The 23,803-nt window shown below is 48.9% G+C and carries 22 protein-coding genes and 3 pseudogenes; 6 read left to right on the forward strand and 19 right to left on the reverse strand.

Features of this window, described 5'->3' with window-relative positions; all coding sequences use genetic code 11:
- On the reverse strand, positions 1-856 hold an 856-nt coding region (locus tag BZJ19_RS11165), incomplete at its 3' end, for a hypothetical protein (RefSeq protein WP_201249191.1).
- A 103-nt stretch (positions 857-959) separates the two neighbouring features.
- On the reverse strand, positions 960-1,805 hold the full coding sequence (locus tag BZJ19_RS11170) for a hypothetical protein (RefSeq protein ID WP_077675690.1): 846 nt from the start codon (positions 1,803-1,805) through the stop codon (positions 960-962).
- A 91-nt stretch (positions 1,806-1,896) separates the two neighbouring features.
- Between BZJ19_RS11170 and BZJ19_RS17010 the strand changes: the two are divergent.
- The 3 pseudogenes from BZJ19_RS17010 to BZJ19_RS11180 all read left to right on the forward strand — a co-directional run.
- A pseudogene (locus BZJ19_RS17010) lies at positions 1,897-2,088 on the forward strand (IS110 family transposase); the annotation flags it as partial.
- A gap of 68 nt (positions 2,089-2,156) precedes the next feature.
- A pseudogene (locus BZJ19_RS11175) lies at positions 2,157-2,690 on the forward strand (IS110 family RNA-guided transposase); the annotation flags it as partial.
- Between the two features lie 7 nt (positions 2,691-2,697).
- A pseudogene (locus BZJ19_RS11180) lies at positions 2,698-3,354 on the forward strand (IS110 family RNA-guided transposase); the annotation flags it as partial.
- A 287-nt stretch (positions 3,355-3,641) separates the two neighbouring features.
- Here BZJ19_RS11180 and BZJ19_RS11185 read toward each other — a convergent pair.
- The 13 genes from BZJ19_RS11185 to folM all read right to left on the reverse strand — a co-directional run bounded on the left by BZJ19_RS11185 (position 3,642) and on the right by folM (position 13,330).
- Positions 3,642-4,580 (reverse strand): hypothetical protein, encoded by a 939-nt coding sequence (locus tag BZJ19_RS11185; protein WP_235608214.1) that lies wholly within the window; start codon positions 4,578-4,580, stop codon positions 3,642-3,644.
- A 433-nt stretch (positions 4,581-5,013) separates the two neighbouring features.
- The gene (locus BZJ19_RS11190; protein WP_046075938.1) at positions 5,014-5,313 is read right to left on the reverse strand and encodes a type II toxin-antitoxin system RelE/ParE family toxin; all 300 of its coding nucleotides are present in this window, start codon (positions 5,311-5,313) and stop codon (positions 5,014-5,016) included.
- The gene (locus BZJ19_RS11195) at positions 5,310-5,552 is read right to left on the reverse strand and encodes a type II toxin-antitoxin system ParD family antitoxin (protein ID WP_046075937.1); all 243 of its coding nucleotides are present in this window, start codon (positions 5,550-5,552) and stop codon (positions 5,310-5,312) included. Before BZJ19_RS11195 ends, BZJ19_RS11190 begins: the two co-directional genes overlap by 4 nt.
- Before the next feature lie 163 nt (positions 5,553-5,715).
- On the reverse strand, positions 5,716-6,597 hold the full coding sequence (locus BZJ19_RS11200) for a metal ABC transporter permease (RefSeq protein WP_077638882.1): 882 nt from the start codon (positions 6,595-6,597) through the stop codon (positions 5,716-5,718).
- On the reverse strand, positions 6,594-7,439 hold the full coding sequence (locus tag BZJ19_RS11205) for a metal ABC transporter permease (RefSeq protein ID WP_074214347.1): 846 nt from the start codon (positions 7,437-7,439) through the stop codon (positions 6,594-6,596). The genes BZJ19_RS11200 and BZJ19_RS11205 overlap by 4 nt, the downstream gene beginning before the upstream one ends.
- The gene (locus BZJ19_RS11210) at positions 7,436-8,317 is read right to left on the reverse strand and encodes an ATP-binding cassette domain-containing protein (RefSeq protein WP_077675692.1); all 882 of its coding nucleotides are present in this window, start codon (positions 8,315-8,317) and stop codon (positions 7,436-7,438) included. Before BZJ19_RS11210 ends, BZJ19_RS11205 begins: the two co-directional genes overlap by 4 nt.
- Positions 8,304-9,206 (reverse strand): metal ABC transporter substrate-binding protein, encoded by a 903-nt coding sequence (locus tag BZJ19_RS11215; RefSeq protein WP_077675693.1) that lies wholly within the window; start codon positions 9,204-9,206, stop codon positions 8,304-8,306. The genes BZJ19_RS11210 and BZJ19_RS11215 overlap by 14 nt, the downstream gene beginning before the upstream one ends.
- 154 nt (positions 9,207-9,360) lie before the next feature.
- Complete coding sequence (locus BZJ19_RS11220; protein WP_077662495.1) at positions 9,361-10,068, reverse strand: HAD family hydrolase; 708 nt, start codon at positions 10,066-10,068, stop codon at positions 9,361-9,363.
- A 38-nt stretch (positions 10,069-10,106) separates the two neighbouring features.
- Positions 10,107-10,880: a substrate-binding periplasmic protein gene (locus tag BZJ19_RS11225; protein ID WP_077675694.1), complete on the reverse strand. Its 774-nt coding sequence runs from the start codon at positions 10,878-10,880 to the stop codon at positions 10,107-10,109.
- A 146-nt stretch (positions 10,881-11,026) separates the two neighbouring features.
- The gene (locus tag BZJ19_RS11230; RefSeq protein ID WP_077675695.1) at positions 11,027-11,596 is read right to left on the reverse strand and encodes a YceI family protein; all 570 of its coding nucleotides are present in this window, start codon (positions 11,594-11,596) and stop codon (positions 11,027-11,029) included.
- Positions 11,593-12,132, reverse strand: a complete 540-nt coding sequence (locus BZJ19_RS11235; RefSeq protein ID WP_077675696.1) for a cytochrome b — start codon at positions 12,130-12,132, stop codon at positions 11,593-11,595. The genes BZJ19_RS11230 and BZJ19_RS11235 overlap by 4 nt, the downstream gene beginning before the upstream one ends.
- 110 nt (positions 12,133-12,242) lie before the next feature.
- Positions 12,243-12,611, reverse strand: a complete 369-nt coding sequence (gene folX / locus BZJ19_RS11240) for a dihydroneopterin triphosphate 2'-epimerase (protein ID WP_201249192.1) — start codon at positions 12,609-12,611, stop codon at positions 12,243-12,245.
- Positions 12,612-12,631: 20 nt separating this feature from the next.
- Positions 12,632-13,330 carry a dihydromonapterin reductase gene (gene folM / locus BZJ19_RS11245; protein WP_077675697.1) on the reverse strand — a complete coding sequence of 233 codons (699 nt, stop codon included), beginning with the start codon at positions 13,328-13,330 and terminating at the stop codon, positions 12,632-12,634.
- 219 nt (positions 13,331-13,549) lie between these two features.
- Between folM and BZJ19_RS11250 the strand changes: the two genes are divergently transcribed.
- Entirely contained in the window at positions 13,550-14,146 is a 597-nt protein-coding gene (locus BZJ19_RS11250; protein ID WP_077675698.1) for a DNA-3-methyladenine glycosylase I, read from the forward strand.
- On the opposite strand, the gene BZJ19_RS11255 is transcribed toward BZJ19_RS11250, so the two are convergent.
- From BZJ19_RS11255 to BZJ19_RS11265, 3 genes are all read right to left on the reverse strand, one after another.
- Positions 14,137-14,628, reverse strand: coding sequence for a C40 family peptidase (locus BZJ19_RS11255; protein ID WP_077675699.1), 492 nt, complete (start codon positions 14,626-14,628; stop codon positions 14,137-14,139). The two genes, BZJ19_RS11250 and BZJ19_RS11255, sit on opposite strands and share 10 nt — an antisense overlap.
- A complete protein-coding gene (locus tag BZJ19_RS11260; RefSeq protein ID WP_077675700.1) occupies positions 14,625-15,854 on the reverse strand; it encodes a GGDEF domain-containing protein in 1,230 nt (409 codons plus the stop codon). Before BZJ19_RS11260 ends, BZJ19_RS11255 begins: the two co-directional genes overlap by 4 nt.
- 329 nt (positions 15,855-16,183) lie before the next feature.
- Positions 16,184-18,166 carry an exoribonuclease II gene (locus BZJ19_RS11265; protein ID WP_077675701.1) on the reverse strand — a complete coding sequence of 661 codons (1,983 nt, stop codon included), beginning with the start codon at positions 18,164-18,166 and terminating at the stop codon, positions 16,184-16,186.
- Positions 18,167-18,537: 371 nt separating this feature from the next.
- Between BZJ19_RS11265 and BZJ19_RS11270 the strand changes: the two genes are divergently transcribed.
- Complete coding sequence (locus BZJ19_RS11270; protein ID WP_077675702.1) at positions 18,538-20,343, forward strand: DEAD/DEAH box helicase; 1,806 nt, start codon at positions 18,538-18,540, stop codon at positions 20,341-20,343.
- Positions 20,344-20,594: 251 nt separating this feature from the next.
- Entirely contained in the window at positions 20,595-22,055 is a 1,461-nt protein-coding gene (locus tag BZJ19_RS11275) for a TrkH family potassium uptake protein (RefSeq protein WP_077675703.1), read from the forward strand.
- 8 nt (positions 22,056-22,063) lie between these two features.
- Here BZJ19_RS11275 and BZJ19_RS11280 read toward each other — a convergent pair whose 3' ends face one another.
- Positions 22,064-23,734, reverse strand: a complete 1,671-nt coding sequence (locus BZJ19_RS11280) for a pyridoxal phosphate-dependent decarboxylase family protein (RefSeq protein ID WP_077675704.1) — start codon at positions 23,732-23,734, stop codon at positions 22,064-22,066.
- Positions 23,735-23,803: the final 69 nt, after the last annotated feature.

Consider the following 23,803-nt stretch of genomic DNA (forward strand, 5'->3'; position numbering starts at 1 on the left):
TATCAAACCCTTCTCCAACAGTTTTAACTGCTGAGCATGTACTTGTTATATCTAAAGTTTTGCAAGCCGCGTGACATAACTGTTGGACTAGAAATATACTGTCGTTACAGTTTTCCTTAACTTGGTTTTTGAACTCAATTGAGAAACTTATATTTAGTAAGGATTCACTATTAAAAAACAACTCATCAAGATCTTCTGGAGTCCATAGATCGGCATTAATTGAAATAACACGCCCTGTTAWGTCACCATTATGGACGGTGAGTCTATCCTCTTCGAGCCAAACACCTACGATAATGAAACAAATATCAGATGCTTCATGGAATGCTTTTAATGCGACAGAAAAATCAACTTGTGTTTCTTCGGGAAGATAATGAAAGTCTTCAATCACTACATATTTTTCAAAGGAAATTTCTCTTAATGCTCTTATGACATCATTAACGTCGCTAGGGTCTAGCTCTAAATTTTTTTTGTTAATTTGTTTGGCTTTTTCATAATCAACATCCCCTGAACCTCCTCCAATAAAGGGAATGTCAAACTTTAATCTTATTTTGCTCTTTCCTTTTATGGTTTTTGATTCTGAAATAGTAATCGAATACCCTGCTTCTTTTAAAATAGATATATGTAAATCTTGTAAGTCCCAATTATTAGAGCACGTAAGATCAATATAGTCTTCTTCTTGAAGATTAGACTTTCTCAAAGAAGTTTTTCCCTGTTTCGAACTGCCGTGGATCACTAGATGTGAATCCTCGGTCAAAGAATCGATAAAACGCTGGTCTGTATGATTCCTTGTAACATAATTTAGAGGTAGTCCTCTAGAAGTTTTAAAAACATCACTTGCTTTTACTACTTTTTCCACAATTTTTCCTTTGATATGAAGCTAAGAAAATTTTAATTATAGGTATTACGCCTCAAGAGGAGGCACCGCTTGTGGCGACGTTCTTGCTTGACTTGTTATGTGATTAATTTTTAGAGTCTTTACAGCCATTACGGTAGCATGGGTTTTTATCTGGTTTGTAATAGTATCTTTGTGGCATAGATAAAGTTATTGGACCTTCTTTAGTAAGAATAGCGATAAGTGTTCCATTCTTGAATATAACTCTGCCTATTGGATTAGTTAATCCTTTATGGTTTTTCAATTCAGAGATATTAATCTCTAAACACTGGCTCCAATAATCACCAGCATCACCACATAAGAAATTCTCATAATATTTAAGCCTTTTTTGAGCCACCAACTCTCCGTGATTAACACCGAGCAGAGGAAAATATATCCATATAATTATAAATAAGGGTATAAAAATCAGAAATACCATGAAAAAATATGATGCAGCAAAGGCAATAAAAGACTGTTCCTTAAGAAGGAGCCAATTGAATGGAACATAAATTAACCGGTATATCCAGATATGGTTTTGCCTGAGATTATAGATTTTTTTCGCTAACTTAAAATTAACTTTTCCACTTGTTTTTCCTTGGCTGTTATCAGATTGAATCTTTGACAACTGCATCCAAATTCTGGAAATTAGATATACAGAGAGCAAAAGGATTAGCAAGGCAGAAGACGTGAATTTATTCATAAATTCAATTGAACTAACGCCTAGCTCTCTGCTAGCGGCATAAGTCCACAGCAATGTGTCTTTCCATTCAATCGGAAAAAGATTGTATTCGAACCCAAGCGCTTCCACATATCCTTGATAATATCCTAAACCATAGATATACATAGCATTACCGAGCAACCCAGAGCCAATTGCCAAAAGCATTATTCTCTTGAGAATTTTCAAAATTACATTTTCTAAATTGTAAAATTCCATAGATTCCTGCTAATCACATAACGAATGACATGGATTCCCCCTCTTGAAGATCTGCCACACTTAGGTGCGGCCTTTATTACCGGAGGTAACCATGTCTACTCAATTCTTTTGTGGCGTTGATCTCGCCAAGCACCACTTTTCTCTTCACGCGGTGGATGACCACGGAAAAGTCATTCTCCATAAATCTGTTTCACGCGCTAAGCTACTGGCTACATTAGCAAATATGCCTACGATGTGCATAGGCATTGAGGCCTGTAGTGGGGCACATTATTGGGNTATAACGAATGACATGGATTCCCCCTCTTGAAGATCTGCCACTCTGAGGTGCGGCCTTTAATACCGGAGGTAACCATGTCTACTCAATTCTTTTGTGGCGTTGATCTCGCCAAGCACCACTTTTCTCTTCACGCGGTGGATGACCACGGAAAAGTCATTCTCCATAAATCTGTTTCACGCGCTAAGCTACTGGCTACATTAGCAAATATGCCTACGATGTGCATAGGCATTGAGGCCTGTAGTGGGGCACATTATTGGGCCAGAGAATTCAACAAGCTCGGCCACGATACCCGCATCATGGCCGCAAAGTACGTCGGYCCTTATCGCAYAAGAGGAAAAAATGACCTGAACGATGCCGTTGCCATTTGTGACGCTGTTCAGCGTCCAAACAGCCGGTTCATTCCTGTTAAATCACCCGAACGCCAAGCGATTCTCGCGATTCATCGTGTACGTGAACATTGGGTCAATGAACGTACCGCCCTCATTAATCGTATTCGTGCATTACTGGCAGAGTTCGGCATTATTATTCCAACAGGACGAGCCGCCGTTCACCGTCAAGTACCACTTATTCTCGAGGCAGCAGAAAATGGCCTGCCTGATATTGCTCGTGCTNATTCATCGTGTACGTGAACATTGGGTCAATGAACGTACCGCCCTCATTAATCGTATTCGTGCATTACTGGCAGAGTTCGGCATTATTATTCCAACAGGACGAGCCGCCGTTCACCGTCAAGTACCACTYATTCTCGAGGCAGCAGAAAATGGCCTGCCTGATATTGCTCGTGCTGTCGTGGCAGATTGTTTTGACCACCTACAAACACTTAATCAGCGTATCGACGATACCGAGCAGTGTTTCGATATGGTGACCAAGGCCAGCCCTAATGCCCAGCGTATTCTTAATGTTCGCGGCATTGGTCCACAAACAGCAACGGCGATTATCGCTACTATCGGAAAAGGCGAGCAGTTTGATTCCGGTAGAGACTTTGCGGCCTGGCTTGGATTAGTGCCCAAACAGTACTCAACCGGAGGAAAGCCGCGATTAGGTCGTATTAGTAAACGAGGAGATAAATATCTCAGAACACTCTTAGTGCATGGCGCGAGAGCCGTCATCACGAACCTAGGCGATAAACAAGATAGGCTCAGTGTTTGGGGGCGAAATGTCCTTGAGCGACGTGGCATGAATCGCGCCATTGTCGCTCTCGCAGCCAAAAATGCACGTATTGTGTGGGCGTTATTGCACCATCAAACAGATTATCAAGACTACGCGGCCTAACTCGTCGCTGTCGTAAGGAGAAATACACCAACCGGGTCATTGCACACGCAAGTTGATGAGTATCGGTGAAAACCATTTGCAGAGAGCCTGTTAATGCGGCGGGCACCTTGATGCCTTCTAACGAATTAGGCACTGCAACCGCGCAATGTCATCAGGGCCATGACGTGAGTCAGTAAAAGGCCGAATGTAGAGCGGCAGTCCAAACCAAACTCAATACGCTTCGCGGATGCTTGACGAAGGGGGAATCCATGTAGCCGCATTCAGCGGCTTGTCCGCTGCAATGCTTTTTAACCATTTTTAGCTTCCCTTTTGATGGCTCGTTTTCTGGCCATCTTGCTCGAGTTACGGCCAATAAGGCTTTCGACTTCTTCTTGGATAATTTCTACTGGAAATTCTGGTTTAACATCTGCGAAAAAATGGTGGTGGTCCTCGTCCATTTCTGCAATTCCTACGTTTCGTAATGCTGGATGGGAGATAAGCATAGACATCATTTCTTTGAGTTCTGGTTTATCTCCATGACCCAAGCAAATATCTATGTCTCTATCCAAATGCTCGCGAAAATAGCTTTTTGACATCCTAGTCCTGTCCATTCTTTGCACAGACCTTCGAAGGCTTTTTAACTCTTCTAGGATGTATTCTTGGCCAGAGACTTCTCTCTGCTCTAGTTTAGCTACTTTGAACTCGCCAAAATGTTTCAAAAATGTAGTGTAGTTTTGATCGGTTGTAGCCTTTTTGAAGGTGGCTTTTATTTTTTCCGATAGTTTTTGCTTAAACTCTACTATCTGACTAAATCTCAAGTCCCGCGGGTATTCTAGATGCTCTATTGCGGAAGTATCGAAAGAATACGAGGTCTCATCATCTTTTATTATTATGGTAGGCTTATCAAACGCAAGTCGGAGCCCCAACTCAAACATAACATTCGGATTTTTACAGCTTACATCGCATACAACGACTGGATTGTCGTATAGATTCTGTATTATCCGCTTATGGATTATGCCCACCTCATCCGCATTGCTTACCAAGTTCCCTTCAAACCCAGCATCATCTATTGCCTCGTTTATAATCTCAAGTACTTCGGACCAATGTGCTTCAGCACATCCATCGATACTTGATATTGGCATTACGATTCCGCATACCTTCGGCTCGGCATTCTCAGCCATGGCTAGATTCCTTTTTATGATTAACATTGTATTAATGCGTATGCTCGATTCCTCAAAAACTGTCATACGCACTCTTTCTTACTTAACTGGGTGTTATCAATTAGACCTATCGTCTCTAATGCCTCTCTCTACCCAAAGAAATAGTGTGCATCTATCACGGATAAACGCGCACGCTTTGCGTTTATCTGGCCGATAAACAGGTTAACCATCCTATGTTTTTGCCATGCTACCGCCAGTCAGTTGTCGGCACCTAACACGCCATTGAATTGGCAGATTTGCGATTAGTGTATCAAGGGCTGTTTTGGTTTTCGTGCGCTGTTGTCTAAAGTGTTAGATAAACCATGTTTTGTGAGGTGGGTACAAGAAGTTGGTTAGAACACAAGGAGAGTTGGGTTGGTGGGGCGGTGCGCGATTGGGGCTATGGCTCCGTTTCGCGCACTGCTCTGGTTGGGATGCGGTTGTGTCCGTCGATAGAGAACGTATAAGTGACTACGGTGGACTAAACACCCAGTGCTGGATTCACATCCATACTTTTATGCAGGATTCGAACGACTTTAATGTGATGATTACCCTTGGGTTGATAGAAAACAATATGGCTGCCAAGAGGAAATTTACGATACCCTGATCGGATGTCATCACACGGTTTCCCCATGTCTGGGTTTTCAGCCAATAACCAAAAGGTGTCATCGAACTGTTTTACATATAGATTGCGCTGCCCCTTTCCCCAGCGACGCTGGGTAAACAACGCGATATTCCTTAAGTCCGTTTTGGCGGCGATAGTCAGCGTAAATGGCTTCATTGCGTATCTTCGGCATCGATTTCGTGGATAAAGCTATCGATGTCATACTCCGCATCGCCACTCTGTTCGCCCTCTACGAGAAGTTGACGTAGTGTATGCAGTTTCGTCTCTTGGTTTTCGAGTAAACGCAGTGCGGCGCGAACGACTTCACTTGTCGAGCTGTAACGCCCTGTTTCGATTTGGCTAGCGATAAAGCCATCGAAGTGTTCACCTAGGGTAATACTTGTATTCTTTGCCATGGTTAGAACTCTTTGATACCAATATATACCTAATTATGGTATTTGGCGTGCGTGAAGGCAAGATGACGGCCATGGGCGATAAAACCTATACGACGAGCAATGTGCGCGAGCTCTTTCTCGCGCACTGCTGAGGTTGGGATGCGGTTGTGTCCGTCGATGCCAATTAGTGTGATTGCGCCGAATGAGTGGTGGATGGGCGCGTTGCTTTTGTTGCTTGCTGCGTCGGCTGTGGGCGCTGTTGGTTACGGTGGATTTGATATTGCTGCCACGCAAAGGTCACCACAAAGCAGCCGGTGAGTAGCAGTACAATGGTTGGGCCGGGTGCGCTGTCGAGGTAAAACGACAGGGTGACGCCGCCCACGGCGGTGACTAAAGCAATTGCACAGGCAATCCATAACATGCGGCTAAATTGTTTGCTGAGCATAAAGGCGGTAACGCCCGGTGCAATCAACATCGCCACCACTAAGATAATCCCTACTGCATGTAACCCCGCAACAATGGTGGCAATCATCACCGAGAGTAAGAGCCAGTGAAGTTTTTGTACTGGGAGCCCGAGCACGCTGGCTTGCGCGGGGTCGAACGATAGCAGCATTAAATCTCGCCCTTTAAGCAGCACGAGCGCGAGCACGACTAAGCCGGTAATGGCGGCGGTAAGCAGCTGTTGGTGGTTAATTCCCAATAGGTTGCCAAATAGAATATGGTCAAGGTGCAAATCAGACGGGAACTGGCCTTGCAAAATCAGCCCCAGCGCGAAAAAGCCAGAAAACACAATCCCCAGCAAGGTGTCTTCTTTCACACGGCTATTTTGTTTGAGCCAATGCACACTAGTGGCGCATGCGGAGCCCGCAGCAAACGCGCCGACAATCAGCGGCAGGCCAAATAAGTTTGCTAGTACCAATCCCGGCAGCACCGCGTGAGCTACCGCATCGCCAATTAACGACCAGCCTTTTAATACTAAATAGCAAGAAAGCAGCGCGCAGGGCAGTGCCACCAGAATCGCCATGAGCAGTGCATCTTGCATAAAGGTCAGTTGATACGGATTCATTGCAGTGCCTCCTGACGTTTGGCGCGCCGCGCGAGCAAACCGTGTTTGGGGCCAAACACAAAGGCGGCTAGGAAGAGTCCCACTTGGGCCAGCACAATCAGTGCGCCGGCGTTAAGGTTGGCGAAATAGCTGATATACACCCCAAACAGTGAGGTGAGTGTGCCGATGACACCGCTTAGCACCAACACGGGCCCGAAGCGATCACTCAATAAATAGGCGGTGGCGCCGGGGGCGATCACCAAGCAAATCACCAAAAAGGCACCGACACTTTTAAGTGCCGCCATGGTGCAGGCGCTGAGCAGCGCAAAAAACAGCACTTTAAGCCCCACCACGGGTAAACCAATGCAGCGGGCGTGGCTTTCATCAAAAAAGGTCAGCATAAAATCACGCCATTTCACCGCCAGTACGGTGAGGCTCACCAAGGCAATGATCAGCATTTGCACCGCATCGAGTGGGGCAATGGCGAGCAAGTTGCCCAGCATAATTTGTTGAATATCGACCGCGACGGGCGAAATGGAGACTAAAAACAGGCCGAAGGCGAAAAAGCTCGAAAAAATCAAACCGATGATCGCATCTTGTTTGATGTGACTGCGTTGATGCAAAAACAGCATCACGCTCGCGGCCATGCCGCCGGCAACAAAGGCACCGAGCGAAAAGGGCAGGCCTAGCATATAAGCGCCGGCAACGCCCGGTACAATCGCATGGGAAAGGGCATCGCCCATCAGCGACCAGCCTTTAAGCATCAAAAAGGCGGAGAGTAAGCCGCACACGCCGCCAATCAAGGTGGTGACCAGCAATGCTTTTTGCATGTATTGATAGGCGAGGGGATCRAGTAAGCTCATTCGCGGCGCTCCTGCGCGCTTTGTTCGCGCTTGCCATACACCACCAAAGGCCGCTCGTCGTCGGAAATGACCGATAGCTCGCGCGGATCGGCGTCTTGGTGGAGCTGATCGCTAGGCATGACATACTGGCGCAGTTTGCCGCCAAAAATGGCACTGAGATTCTCGGTGGTAAACACATGTTCGGTGCGTCCGCCTGCCACCACCGCGCGATTGACCAACACGGTGCGATCGCAAAAGTCGGGCACGGTGCCAAGGTTATGGGTGGCGATTAAAATGGTTTTGCCTTCGTCTTTGAGCTCGAGCAGCAAACGCATAATTGACTCTTCACTGGTGACATCTACGCCAGTAAAAGGCTCATCCAGTAAAATCAGCGGGCTGTGCTGAGCCAAGGCGCGGGCGAGAAAAACGCGTTTTTTCTGTCCGCCGGACAGTTCGCCAATTTGGCGCTGGCGAAATGCACTCATATCAACGCGGGCCAAGGCCTCATTCACCGCTTGATGATCCGCCGCTTTGGGGCGACGCATAAATGACATCTTGCCGTAGCGGCCCATCATTACCACATCTTCCACTAACACCGGGAACGACCAATCGATCTCTTCGGATTGAGGGACATAAGCGACCAAGCCTGCTTTTTGCGCTTGCTTAATGGGAGTACCGTTGACCGCAATGCTGCCACTGCCTGGATTCACAAACCCCATGATGGCTTTAAACAAGGTGGATTTGCCGCTGCCATTGGCACCCACCAAGGCAGTGATGGTTTGCGCTGGCAGTGAGAAACTGGCGTGCTCAAGGGCACACAGGCCGTTTCGATAGACGACACGTACCTCGTTGACATCTAACACACTGGGCGTGTCGTCGGTTAAATCATAGTGCGTCATGGCGCAACCCCGCTAAGACGGTTTCTGTGGTCACTGTCAGTAAGGATAGATAGTCAGGCACGGGTCCGTCAGCGCTACTGAGTGAATCGACATATAAAATGCCGCCATAGTGCGCGTCGGTTTCCGCGGCGACCTGTTTAGCGGGCGCATCAGACACGGTACTTTCAGAGAATACAGCACGCACTTGGTGTTCTCGTACGGTATCAATCAGCGCGCGAACTTGTTGCGGTGTGCCCTGACGCTCAGCGTTTATCGGCCATAAATAGGCTTCGTTGAGGTTTAAATCACGCGCCAGATAAGAGAAAGCGCCTTCGCTGCTTACTAGCCAACGCTGGGATTCGGGGACAGCGGATAGCGCGTCTTGCGCACGCGCGAACACGGCTTGAATTTGTGCCTTGTAGGCTTTGGCATTGGCTTGGTAGTGCGTTTGATTGGCAGGATCGTACTTAATCAGGGCTTGCTCGATGTTATCAACGTATCGCATTGCATCCGAAGGCGACATCCACGCGTGCGGATTGGGTTTGCCGCGATACGGGCCCGAGGCAATCACAATCGGCTCCACGCCCTCAGATAAGATCACATTCGGCACTTTATCGATGTGCTGGAAAAAACGTTCGAACCAGCGCTCTAAGCCTAATCCGTTCCACATCACCACATCCGCACCTTGCGCGCGCAGAATATCCCCCGGGGTGGGTTGGTAGTTGTGGATCTCAGCACCGGGTTTCGTAAGGGACACTACCTCGGCATGCTCGCCCGCTACGTTGGCAGCCATATCAGCGAGAATGGTAAAGCTGGTCACCACTTTTAACTTGTCCGCGTGTTTTAATTGGTCGGCGTGCGCCAGTGGAGAGAGCAAGAGCGCCGCAATAATTAGCAGGTGTTTTCTCATAAGCGTTAATCTCGTTCATTATGCGTGTGACTACGGCGTGAGGTCGCCAGCCGATCATACGTTAAAGATAACGGTTATGATAATCATTCTCAAGTGAGTGTTATTAAAAAGGGCACATGAGGTGCCCTGTCGTCACGCTTCCTGTGATCTTTTACTAATCACGAATGGTGTCGTAGCGAGCCCATTCCATAATGGTCCAATCTTTTTCTTGGGCGTGTAGGCTTAAGTGTGGGTCAGGGTTAACCGCAAAGGCGCTGTCGACTTGCTCAAGCAAGGGGACATCCCAGTGCGAATCACTGTAACCGTATGTGTGGCCGACCGTGTCATGACGGTCAGATAGCCATGCCTGCATGTAGTCATGCTTACCACGAAAATCACGCACGCAATGGGATATGCTGCCTGTATACACGCCATTYAATGTTTCAAGCTCAATCGCAATCACGGTATCGAGTTTGAGTAGTTCGCCAATCGGCCTTGCCAAGTGTGCGGCGGTATTTGATACCAACACACAATGATCGCCACGGTTGCGATGCCACTCGATGCGCTCTAACGCTTGTGGCACCACCACAGGGGCGACGCGCCGATCGATAAAGTCGGTCGCCCATGCAGCCACGGTTTGAGTGGATTTTCCTTTGATTGGGCTCAACTGCACTTGCATATATTGCTCAAGGTTGATGCGGCCTTTTTTAAAATCCAGATACGCCCGCTTTTCTTGGTCGACCACGTTTTGCGGGGCAAGGTCGCACTGACAAAGGTATTCCAGCCACGCTTGTTTGGTGTCGGTGGCAATCAGTGTTTCGTCTAAGTCGAAGAATGCAATGTTAATCGGAGAAGTCATAGCCAAACTGATGTAATGAGACATTGATAGGCATCCTAACGAGCAACTATGACGATAGGGTTTCACTCTGCAGTGGTATCGTCTGGTAAGAGCAGCCCGTATTTTTGCTTCAAATCGTCAAAGGTGCCATTTTGTTTGATTATTTCCAACCCGCGGTTAAAGGCTTGAATGTATTCTTGCGCTTTAGGGTTGGCTTTGCCGGCGGTGACATGGATGTGCTGTTTGAACATCGGGGTGGGAGAAAAGTGAAAATCATCGGTATTTAGGTTTAAAGGTTCGAGCTCGTGTTGCATGACAAAGCGATTGCCCACCGCCATATCAACCCGACCGGCAGCGAGCATTTGCAAGCTAGACATCAGTGAGGTGGTTTCTACTCGTTGAAAATAATCTGCATCTAAAAACCATGAATCATAGCCGTAGTCGCGTACGCTGGCGATGCGTTTGCCAATAAGGCTTTTGGGACCTTTGAAGTCAAAAAAGGTATCTTTTCGCATCATGATATCGATATTGGTGGCGAAATAGGGTTCGCTGTAGAGCAGAAATTCACTGCGTGCGTCTGTGTACCAAGTGGTGGTGATTAAATCGATTCGCCCATTTCTCACTTCGTACAAGCCGCGCGCCCAAGGGAAGAGTAAGAATTTGGTATCATAGCCTTGGGTAGAGAGGGCAGCGGTCACTACTTCAACAGAAAAGCCCGGTTTAGCTGTATCTCGAGTGACGTAAGGAGGCCAAGCGTCGTTGACTGCGGTAATAATCTTCATCACCCCTTGTGCTGGAAGTGTGATGAGACAGAAAGCAAAAAAGAGGGAAAGACGCTTAAAAGAGATGAGCCTCATAGATAGGTATCCTTATCGATCAATGGATATCATCGCCAGACCAAGGCGCCGTTTTTCATCAGTATAGTGAATGTTTTAGGGATCGATAATAAACGCCCCAGCAGGTGCCGGGGCGTATGGATTTGAGGGAGAGAAAGATTGCTCTCTTATTGGCGGATACCCTCTACGTGCAGCTCCATATCGACATACGTGGCTGGACCCATAGTGGCAATGCCGAAATCAGCGAGCTCGAGGCGAGTGTTGCCCATAAAGCCTGCGCGGTAGTTACCCCATGGGTCATCGCCGTGGCCAACCAATTCAGCGTCAATCTCAATCGGCTTGGTTTGCCCATGCAAGGTGAGGTCGCCTGCAATGGTCATTGAGCCATCGCCGTTATCTGTGACCTTAGTGCTCTCAAAAGTGGCTTGGCCAAACTTGCTCGCGTTGAGAAAATCCGCACTACGAATATGCTTGTCACGCTCGGCTTGGTTGGAGTCCAAGCTGGTGGTATCGATGGTCACTGTTACGCTAGACGCGCCAATGTTGTTGGGATCAAATTCAAACTGACCATCGAATTTGTTAAAGCGACCTTTGATAAAGCTGTAGCCCAAGTGAGGCACTTTGAAGTTGACAGAGGCATGTGCGCCCTTGGTGTCAATCATATAAGTGTCTGCYAATGCAGGCCCAGATAAGAGTGTCGCGGCGCTAATTCCCATGGCTAACATGAGTTTTTTCATTTCGGGTTTCCTCCGATCATCTTCCGTAACGTATTGTCTTTGTCGATAAAATGGTGCTTTAACGCAGCCAGTGCGTGAACAGCGGCTAAGGTAATCAGGGTAATGGCAACATAATAGTGTACGTCACCTGCGATATCCGACTGATTAGGGAAAAGCTCCCCTGCACTTGGCACGGTAAACCAAGTAAACACGTCGATACCTCGGCCATCTGAGGTAGAGATTAAATACCCAGACACAARCAGTACTGCGAGGAGCAAGTAAATCGTGTGGTGTGCTGCGGTCGCTGCTTTGCGTTCCCATGCTTTGCCCTCAACCTTAGGCATTGTATGGGTGATTTTCCATCCTAAGCGCAGTATGGTGGCGCCAGCGAGCAAGATCCCAATGGATTTATGCCAATGTGGGGCGGTTTGATACCAACTGCTGTAATAGCTAAGGTCGACCATCCACAGGCCCACGGCAAACAAGCCGATAATGACCAGAGTAGAAAGCCAGTGCAGCACCCGCATTACAGGATCGTAACTCGTTTTCGCTGTCATAGTCCCTGTCCTAATAACAATTCCAACACAGTATATAAGGTAAAATGGGATTCAGAACCAAGTTACCTTGAACAAGATGTTCGAATTATTCTAACGAACTCTTTACGCGGTTACGAATCGCGGTCTGTCCAACTGAGGCTTAGTGAGACGGAGTCGGCAAACCTTAACGCATGCGGCTTATCAATAGTCACTTGGGCGTAACGCACCCAGTGGTGATCGCGTGCAATGTCGAGCACGCCGGCGACCAGTTTTTCCAACAACAAAAAGCGGCCATTCTCAACATAGTCGATGATCGCTTTGGTGATCACTTTATAGTTCAGTGCGTCGTCAACATTATCCTCTTGGCTGGCTTTGTGGCCGGGATAGTGAATTTCTACGTTAATCACCACGTCTTGCTTCTTTTCCTGCTCTTCGGGGTTAAAGCCGATATAAGTACGCAAACGTAGATTGGTAATTTTGATCACAGCGTCATTCATCATTGTGCTTTCCAGTTAGGCAATTACGCTAAATGGCGTCCGCCATCGAGTTTAAGGGATTGGCCCGTCATATGCTGACTGGCAAGAATAAAGTCGCAGGCGTTGATCACTTCCTGCTCGCCGGGCACTGTGCCCAAAATCGATTTTTTGCGCGCTTTCTCACGGTAGGCATCGTCATCACTGTCGTTGAACATGATAAGCGCGGGGGAAATACTGTTTACCTTGATGTCGGGGGCGAGTTGTTGAGCAAACGATAGGGTGAGGTTTTCAAGCGCGGCTTTACTCGCGGCATAGGCAAGGTGTTTTGCGCTACCTTTGTGGGCCACATAATCGGTCAGGTGAATAATGTCGCCGCTATTCATCCATCTGGTTGCCGCCATATTGATCAGATAAGGCGTTTTGGCGTGGATTTGCATCATGCTGTCAAACAAAGCCGCGAAATCTTGGCTTTGCTTTTCACTGTCCCATGATGAGGCATTGTGGATTAAACAATCAAATACCGGATTGTGCGCGTCAATGGCTTGGATAAATGCGTGGATGCCGGCATCGGTAGAAAAGTCCGCCTGAATACAGTGGGCGCCTCGTTCGATAAGCTCACTCACTTGAGGACGCGGTGTCCGATACGACACAGTGACTTGATGCCCTTGCGTAAGAAAGTGACAAGCAAGCGCGTAGCCGATCCGTTGTCCTGCCCCTGTGATAAGAATATGCTTTTTTGTCACGTGTTTTCCTTTATGGTTACCACTGAGAGTGAATGCACTCTGACAACAACGAGTATGTTACGTTTCATGGACTTGTAGCGATCAAAGATAGCGACATGTTAACGAAATCGACAGATTTATACCGAGTTAACTCGCTGATTTCGTGGCATGAACAACAAAATCGCGGACAATCGGAACAAATGCATTACCATCATGCAACCAACTTTGAGGGAAATTGTCATGGAACCTTGCCAATGGGCACAACAGAGTGAGTCGGAGCAGCATTATCACGATACCGAGTGGGGCGTGCCGACATTTGATGATCAAGCGATCTTTGAGTTCATTTGTTTAGAGGGCGCGCAAGCAGGATTAAGTTGGCGGCTGATTTTAGAAAAGCGTTCCGCGTATCGAGCCGCTTTTACTGATTTCGATTTCTATCAACTGGCAAACGTGGCTGAGCCGAATATTGCTGAGATCATGGCCAACCACGAGATTGTCCGTAATCGCTTGAAAGTGGCGTCTGTGTTTACCAATGCGAAAGCGGCGGTGACGCTAGTGGAAGAGTATGGATCCTTGGCGAAGGCGCTGTGGCAGTTTACTAGCGGTGTACCGATCGTGAACCACCACCAATCGGATGCCGATGTCGCCACCGCGACCGACGAATCCCGCGCCATGAGTCGTTTTTTAAAAAAGCGTGGGTTTAAATTTGTGGGCGAGACGATTTGCTATTCGCTGATGCAAGCGCTTGGCATGGTCAATGATCACGTGGTCACTTGTCCGCGTTATCAACCCTGTTGCGATCTGGCTGAGTCGGTAAAAGCCCCGCCTCAGAAATAACGACGGAATTGCCAGAAGCGTGCTTGCCAATACGGATTATCAAGGCGTGACACTGTCACGCCTTGTGACGTAGACGCATGCATAAATTGCTGGTTGCCGAGATAGATACCAACATGTCGCAAGCCGGGGCGAATGTGGAAGAAAACCAAATCACCTAATTGGGCATCCTTATAATCAACCGGATAGCCGCCCTTCGCTTGGCCATGGGTTGTGCGCGGTAAGGGCGTGGATAGCGCATCACGATAAACGCGCTGGGTATAGGCCGAGCAATCGATGCCTTGGCGTGAGGTACCTCCCCAACGATAAGGCGTGCCTTGCCATTGCTGATAGTGCTGCGTCAGTGCGTAGTGCAATGCTTGGCTGCTTGCGGAGTGTGAGGGAGCCGAGGAGACGGGCGTTGTGCTTGAGTCCGGATCGGATAGTGAGCTGCTACATGCGCTTAGCAACAGTATGAAGGTACACACTAACCCCAGCTTTATCATTCGCTTCCTCGAATACAGTTTCTTCCCGCTTGTTTAGCTTTATACAGTGCTTGATCGGCCAGTTGCAACACTTCATCCGGTTGGCTGGCTTGCGAGGCATCGGCGAAACCGATACTCACAGTCACATGAACGGTTGCGGTGTCTTTTTTCTGCCCTCGTTTTTGCTTGCCTTCATTCGGGTTGGTAGGACGGTTTTCTTCACGAAGTACCAACGGGTACTGGGCGATATCCTCTCGCAATGCGTCAAGAAAAGGCAGGCATTGATCGGTGGTTTTCCCCTTGAATAAAAGGGTAAATTCTTCCCCGCCATAGCGGAAAGCGGTTGCGCCACCTTCGCATTGTGATAGCAAACTCCCCACCAGCTTTAACACATCGTCACCGGTTTCATGGCCATAGGTGTCATTAAAGCGCTTGAAGTGATCCACATCGAGCATGGCGATGGTGTAACGGCGACCGAGGTGCTTTAACTCATCTTGCAGTGCCCGACGACTTGGAATGGCGGTTAAACCGTCTAAAAAGGCTAATTGATGACTAAACGCGACTTGGTTGGCAATGAGGAGCAAGCCGGCAATGGCAAAACTAAACGATGACACATAGGCCATATCAAAAAAGATCACCGTGACCGATGTACAGGTGAGCGCGATAAAGGTGGCATGATCGTCGACACTGTTTTTATGTAAAACACGTATCGCGGCCATACACAGTGCAATTAGCAGCATCACGATCAAAAGTAGGGGGAGTGGGCTAAAGGCGGGAATGCGCACAAACACTGGATGCTGATACAGCCAGGTCGCCAATTCACCATATTGCATCACTAACAGAGCGCCCCAGCCAATCTCGAGTGCCATCGCGGCAAAGAATAACAAGCCAAACAGCGAGGTCAGCTTTCTATCGCGGGTGATGCGAATATAGAGCAAATTAATCGGCAACAATACAACCAGAAGTACATATTCCAAATAGGTTGTGCCATCAGTCAGTGGTGATTGCAGCCGGGTTAAAATGACGGTGTAGCTAATAAGCAATATCACCACAGTCATGCCAACACGCGCACTCTTGAACAAGTGACTTAATAGCAGGGCAGTAAATAATAAATAGAAGGGCGCGGCATAGAGTAAGTTTAGGTATGGCGAAAGCGAGGCCAGCAACGGGTGATAACCTGCAGCAAAAACAAGGAAGATAAGTAGCGGCACGCCCAAACGTGCTAACGGTGAATGTAACAGCCCCATGACACCTTATATACTGCGTGGCGAGTGTGAAAAATCAATGATTGTGTTTTAGTTATCATAGTGTGCGCATAGTGAAAGAGTGCCAAATTCAGAGCCTTAAACAAACAGACTGTGACCAGCCTTGTGCTTTTTCCTCCGATGCGCCATCAAGGCTCGTTATCGATGAGATTGTGGCTCGATTACTTTGGCGCCTTGCCGTTAGATAGCGGGAAACTAATGACTAACTTATCATTTCAAGCGCAATACGCCCAATAAAAAAGCCAAGCGGTAAGGCTTGGCTTTGAAGGGGAGTGGACTCGCCGTGGCGAGCCACAAGAAAGAGGGTGAGATTATTCGTCTTTCGCTTGTTCAGGCAGCGCAAACACTTGGGTTGGTTTTGCCACAATGGAGCGCGTAGACTCTTTGATATCCGCAATCACCACTTCCAGACTGTCGCCAAGCTTAAACTCAACGTTGCCATCAATGGTCACTGTGCCTGTTTCTTTATCACAGGCAATGCGGGTTTTGTTATCGATGATCAGCGACGATGGAATAAACGCCGGTGCGCCATTTTCGAGTAGGCGAACACGCATACCCGCGCGGTTAATATCAAAGATTTCCGCTGTGTAGCGGGTTTGTGCTTCCACTTCTGGCTTCAACAAACGGACGTACAGCCAATCAGCGACATCGCGCTCGGCCATGCGGTGGTGTTTGCGATGACCAGCCAGTTCTTCACCGACCGTATCCGCAGGGGCATTGGCTTCGGTTTCGCCGCGAATGATCGCTTTGAGTAAGCGGTGGTTAATCATATCGCCGTACTTGCGGATAGGCGATGTCCATGTGGCGTAGACATCAAGGCCCATCGCGTAGTGAGGAGCAGGCTCATGACCAATTTCACTGTACGCTTGGAAACGACGCAGGCGGTTGTCGAGATAGGTGGTGTCGAGGCTGTTTAACCAACGGCGCAATGCGCTAAAGCCTTCAACGGTTGCCAAACTCTCGCTCTCGGCGTCTCCGTCATGGGCTTTGACCAACTCGACCACATCGTTCAGCTTGTCACTGTTAAAGCCTGCGTGAGTATTAAAAATACCGAAACCGAAGGATTCACGCAGTTTGCGACCTGCACAAATGTTAGCGCTGATCATCGCCTCTTCAACGATACGGTTAGCGATGCGGCGCGCGTCAGTATGAATCGCGATCACATCGTTATCTTCGCTGAGCTCAAAGCGATAGTCAGGACGATCGGGGAAGGTCACCGCATGCGTTTCACGCCATTCAATGCGGGCAAGTGCAAACTGGTGCAACTGATGGATTTGATCCGCGATGTCGCTGCTCTCTGGCTGCCATGCCGCCTGTTCGCCTTGCTCGATGTAGTCCGACACCTTGTCGTAGGCTAGCTGGCCGTGTGATTGGATCCATGCAGAGAAGAACTCGGCGTCATCGGCAATGGTGCCATCGGCAGCGATATTGAAGGTACAGCAAAGCGCCGGACGTTTTTCGTGGGCACGTAGTGAACACAAATCGTCACTCAGATCGCGAGGCAACATTGGGATGTTGCGACCAGGCAAGTAAATGGTGAAGCCGCGGCTGCGAGCCACTTGGTCAAGGTCGTCATCCGCATCGATATACGCAGTCGGATCGGCAATCGCGACTGTCATGGTAAAGCCGCCTTGCTCGTTGGCTTTTACATATAACGCATCGTCCATATCTTTGGTCGATTCGCTATCAATGGTCACGAAGGGAAGCGCGGTCAGATCGCGGCGCTCTAAACCTTGCTCCAACATCGCCCATGCCTCTTTAGGCGCAGGCTCTTGGTTTGGTAAGTTATGTTTTGCTAGCGTGACCCACCAAGGTGCAATCTTGTCATTTGCATCGGTGATTTTTTCACTGACTTGGCAGAAGAAGTTGTCGTCGCCTTTGAGTGGGTGGCGGATCAGGGATGCGACAACCCAGTCGCCATCTTTGAGCTCGTCTTGCGATAAGCCGCGCTGGGTTTTGGCACGAATCGCATCTTTGATTTGCGGATGATCCGGCACAATGTTAAGACGGTTACGAATCCACTGGACGCGACCAATAAAGCGGTCAATGCTCTGCTCAACCAAGGCATCTGGCTCTGCGACCTCACGCTCTTTTTCTGTGCGAATGAAGGCTTCAACACGATCACCGTGCATCACTTTCTTCATATACGGTGGTGGAATAAAGAGGCTGGTTTTATCGTCCACTTCTAAAAAGCCAAAGCCTTTTTCAGTGGCTTTTACCGTTCCCTCTTTCTTGGGCAGGGTTTCTTGGATCTGTTGCTTAAGTTGCGCTAGCAGGGGATTGTCTTGAAACATAACATCGGTCTCGGTTTTCGAATCGCCACACTATACGTATTCGCTCACGCAAAACCAACCCGTGACCGGAAATTGCTATCGATGGTGTGGTATGTCGTGGATCCAAGTGAATCGCCGGTAATCGGTTGATGCGTAACCATACAGGGATTGTATGCGAGATAAACAATGTGCCACATGAGTGCGCGAAAGCGGCAAAATTTGTGAAGTTGTTCAACTTTTTCTGGCTTTTTTCGCCTGAATAGCGCAGAATGCACACCCTTAATTACCGAGGCCCGTGGCGCTGGTGACTTACACTGTGAAAGAGCAGTGTAGCTGGTTGAGCAGAACGCTGAAGGGGCCCCGTTTCGCTACACTCATAGATTGGGATCCCAATGCAAGAATCTGTAACCAAATTTCGCCAGTTAGATCTGGCCGACACCCTTTTATCTGCACTTGACGCCATGGGCTTTGAATCGCCAACACCGATTCAAGCTGCGTCTATTCCTGTGCTGCTAGAAGGCCGTGATGCGCTAGGTAAAGCGCAGACGGGGACGGGCAAAACCGCGGCGTTTTCTTTGCCGCTGTTGAACAAAGTTGATTTAAGCCAGCATAAACCTCAAGCCATCGTGATGGCGCCGACTCGCGAGTTGGCCATTCAGGTTGCTGCCGAGATGAAAACCTTGGCGCAAAACATCAAAGGCCTCAAAATTCTTGAGATCTACGGTGGTGCTTCGATCGTTGATCAAATGAAAGCGCTGAAAAGCGGCGCGCACATTATCGTGGGTACCCCAGGTCGTGTGAAAGATTTGATTAACCGCGATCGTTTGAAGCTGGATGAAGTACATACCTTTATTCTCGACGAAGCTGACGAAATGCTCAAAATGGGCTTCGTAGACGACGTAACTTGGATCATGGAGCAAGCGCCTGAATCGGCACAACGCGTGTTGTTCTCTGCCACCATGCCTCCAATCGTTAAACAAATCGTTGATCGTTTCTTGCGTAAGCCTGCTCGCATCGACGTTGCGGGAAGCAACCGTACGGTTGAGAAAGTTGAGCAACAATTCTGGGTCGTGAAAGGCGTAGAAAAAGACGAAGCGATGAGCCGTCTTTTGGAAACGCAAGACACAGACGCATCGATTGTGTTCGTTCGTACTCGTCAAGATACCGAGCGTCTTGCGGACTGGTTGTCTGCACGTGGCTTTAAAGCCGCTGCGCTGCACGGTGATATTCCACAATCTCAACGTGAGCGTACGGTTGACCAYATCAAACGTGGCGTGATTGATATTTTGGTGGCAACTGACGTTGTCGCGCGTGGTCTTGATGTGCCACGTATCACCCATGTCTTTAACTATGACATTCCGTTTGATGTTGAATCTTACATTCACCGCATTGGTCGTACCGGTCGTGCTGGACGTGCAGGTAAAGCGATCTTGTTGGTACGCACCAACCAGATGCGTATGCTGCGTACCATTGAGCGTGTCACGCAGACGCGCATGGACGAAATCCAGTTGCCGAACCGCGATAAAGTAGCGGAATCTCGCGTAGCCCGTTTGGCTAGCGAACTGGCTGAGAAAAAAGATGCTGATTCAATCGCACCTTTCGTCAGCTTGATTGAACAGCTACAAAACGACATCGAAGTTGATGCGACTACCTTAGCGGCGATGCTACTTCAGCGTCAGCAAGGCAAGCGTCCATTGTTCTACAAAGGCCCTGATCCAATGATTGCGGCGATGGAACGTGAAAGCCAACGTCGTGAGCGTCGTCGTGACGATCGCCAAAATGGTCGTGACCGCCGTGAAACCAACCCTGCAGACTGGGATACCTATCAGTTAAGCGTGGGTCGTGAGCAAGGCGTACAAGTTAAAGACATCGTGGGCGCGATTGCTAACGAGCTAGGTCTAGACAAAAACAACATTGGTGCGATCAAACTGGCACCGGGACACACTTACGTACAGTTGCCTAAGACCATGCCAAAAGAAGTCTTTGCACAGCTTCAGAAGCTACGTATTCGCCAGAAAGAAACCAACGCACAACGCGTTGAAGGCAATGTGATCCGTGACCGTCGCCCAAGCGATCGCAATGGCGGTGGCCGTGGTCGTCAAGACCGTGACAACCGTGGTCGTGGCGAACGTCGCTTCAACCGTGACCGTGGCAATGATCGCGGCTCATTCCGCGGTGAGCGTCGCCAAGCGCAGTAAATAATAGAAAGCCGGGTAGCAATGCCCGGCTTTTTTGATCCATGTCTGCGACGTAATGCCTTGTTGGCAGGGTATTAACGACGCTGATATGCCTGTGGCATTGTGGGACATTCCCGATGTGCCAGCTATATACTTTTAACGGTGCGCGGTTTAATGTGCACTTTTACCGTTGTCGCCTTTATGGCGTGATAACGCGAGTGGTTCGAAGGGCCTGCAGGCCACTGGCGCGTTAATGATGAGTTTCCCATGTCATGATTAACTTTCAAAACACACTGCGTCTATTGGGCATGCCTGTTTTATGGATGGGTATTGTTCAATTTGTGTTTGGACTTCTGTCGCTATTCCTATTTCGCGATCATGTGTCGACACAGTTTTTTTATCCCTCTTTACTGATGATGATGGCCTCTTTGGTTATCTCTTGGCTATTTCGCAAAAGTAAGTTAAGCCAAGTCACCTTCCGTGATGCTTTATTGTTCTCGACCTTTACGTGGATTTTGGTCGGTATATTGGGTGGGATCCCGATCAAACTGGTGACTGGGGTGAACTTCTCGGATGCCACCTTTGAGTCGATCAGTGCACTCAGCACTGCTGGTGCCACCATACTCAGCGGGCTGGACGATATGCCCGCCTCATTTCTGTTGTATCGCCAGTTTTTACAATGGATGGGGGGGCTTGGTGTGGTTATCTTTGTGGTCGCGGTGTTGCCCATGTTGAACGTGGGCGGGATGCGGCTGTTAAAAGCAGAAACCCCAGGACCAATCAAAGACGAGAAATTGTCCCCGCGGATCTCCAAAACGGCCCACTATTTATGGGGCGTGTATGTGGTGATCACGCTAGCGTGTGCCCTTGCGTATTATTTGGCGGGGATGAGTGCTTACGATGCCATTGCCCATAGTTTCTCAACCGTTTCAACCGGTGGCTTCTCGACCCATGATGCCAGTATGTGGCACTTTCAAAGCCATTTGATGTTGATGATTTCCAATGTCTTTATGCTGCTTGGCGCGATCAACTTCGGTTTGCACTTTCGTATTTTTCGCATCGGTTGGCGGGGTGTGCGTTTGTATTTCGACGATGAAGAGTCACGGGTCTTCCTCATTGTCGTTGCCTGCTTATCCCTGATGTTGGGATTATACTTATACGGTGAATCACGCTATGAATCGGTATGGGTTTCTCTAAGCTTTGCCGCGTTTCATGTGGTGTCTTTTATTACCAGCACGGGGTTCGGTGCTGCTGATTTAAGCTCTTGGCCTGCGGCGACGGGATTGTTCTTGGTGTTCTGTGCCTATTTGGGCGGCTGCTCTGGCTCTACCGCCGGCGGGAACAAAATTATTCGTGATATCATCACGTTTAAAATTATTCGTCGCCAGTTACACCAATTGATTCACCCCTCAGCGATGCTGCCGATCCGTTATCAAGACAAAGTCGTATCCAACGACGTGACGCAAGCGGTCATGGCCTTTATGTCGCTGGCTGCGCTGACCACTGGCGTTTTCACCTTGTTGATGATGATGACAGGCCTCGACTTTTGGTCTGCATTTACCGCGGTCGTCGCGTGTATCAATGTATTGGGCCCAGGTTTTGGTGAGGTTGGCAGCAACTTCCAGCCGGTGAGTGACACCGGTATTTGGTTCCTTAATGCCGCAATGATTCTGGGGCGGTTAGAATATTTCACCGTTTTGGCCCTATTCATGCCGCACTTTTGGCGTTGGTAAGCCCGCGATCAAGCGGGCTGTTCAGTCTCCGTTGCCATTAGGGTATCGACAAACTCACTGATATGGCGCTGCTCGGTATACGGATTAAGGAATACGGCTTTTTCGCCGGGAATAAACAAGCACTGACCATCGGTGTCGAACTCCGTGTGGGCAATGGATTCAACCCAATTGGTATGAAGCTTTCGGCCTTGCCGAGCCAAAAAGTGCTCGCGGTGAAATAAGCTGTGCTGGGTAATACTGTCGATACGCGCGCCTAACTGGTGGAGTTTTTGTTCACGCTCGAACAGGGTATCCACATCGAGGTCATCAGCGGGTTGATACAGGCGAAAGGCCACCGTGGGCCCCAAGTTATCTCGCGCTACTACCTTGCAATAAGGTAAATCGCTCAATCGTCCCTTCAGATACTCCGCATTTTGTAAGCCATGCGCAATCATGGTCTGATAGCCTCGCTTGCCCAGCATATTAAGCGCACAGTATGCACCATAAGCACCCGCTGCACCGCGAGAACACTCGATGGTAGATTGCAGATGGGTATGGGTGGTTTTGCTCGCTTCAAAATAGGAGAAATAGTGAGGGTCTTGTTTGAGGCATTCCATATCTTCGCTATTTTTGAACATCACCAAACTGGAGGTATAAGGGACAAATCCCCATTTTTGGAAATCGATCGTGATGGAATCGGCATAACGCAGACCACGGATCCGCGGGATCAAGGCAGCGAGCTTTTGCGCGGTCACGGTGTTAATGCCGAGCGGGTTGTCGTTAAAGTCGTAATCATTGAACATGATCAGTGGCCAACCGACGGCCGCATCCACATGGATATGAGGCTTGCTGTCGACTTGATATTGCTGGCAAGCACGCTCTCGGATCTGATACACGCGTTCGATGTCATCAATCGCAAAAGTGTCTGTGGTCCCAAAGGTGAGTAGGATGGTGGGAACTGCTAGCCCTTGCGCCAAACAGCTATTTAAGGTGTAGGCAAAATCATCCAAATCCATGCGGTTACGCGCATCGACTTTGACGCGAAGTACTTGATTAGGAATATCTGTCCCTAACAGGCCGAGGTTCGTCATGTTGGAATAGTGACCGGCCAATGAGTTAATCATCCGAAAGTCTTGCCCTTGCAGACCACGCTGTCCAGACAGCGGAAACTGTTTTCTCAGCCCAAGCAAGTAACCGTAAAGGTTGCCAAAGGTGCCACCTTGGGTAAAAAGCCCCGTGGCGCGTTGGTCATCATAACCAATCAAGTTGGCGACTTGGCGGACGATAGTTTGCTCAAGCTCTACCGACAACCCCGCGTATTCGCTATACACCAAGTTTGGATTGGCCAAAGTAGCCAGCAGTGCGCCATGAATGGCAGGGTCACAGGGCGCAGTAATCACATTTTCGACCGCTTGCGGTGCAGTCCAATCTTTGGAGTGTGTTGCCGCGTGTAAAGCAAGCGGCGGAAAAATATGATGACTCAGATCGCTGTGGCTTGGCACATGTTGTTGCTCAAGTAAATGTATATCGGGTGACGTTGGCGCGGGGAGCATACCTTGCTCAAGCCACTGGGCTAAACCCGGGGTACGATAAATAGGCCAGCGGTTCGGGTCTCGGTTAAAAAAATGCGCCCGCATGGTTTGGTAATGTTTAGCAAACGTGGGGGTGATGGCATAGCCGCCGGGGTGGTCACTAGACATAACTACGTCTCCAACTGCGAAGTCAGGCAGGGAACCCTGCCTGACGATAAGAACAACCGAATAAGGCGT

The organism is Salinivibrio proteolyticus, assembly GCF_001996165.1.
Classification (GTDB): Bacteria; Pseudomonadota; Gammaproteobacteria; order Enterobacterales; family Vibrionaceae; genus Salinivibrio; species Salinivibrio proteolyticus.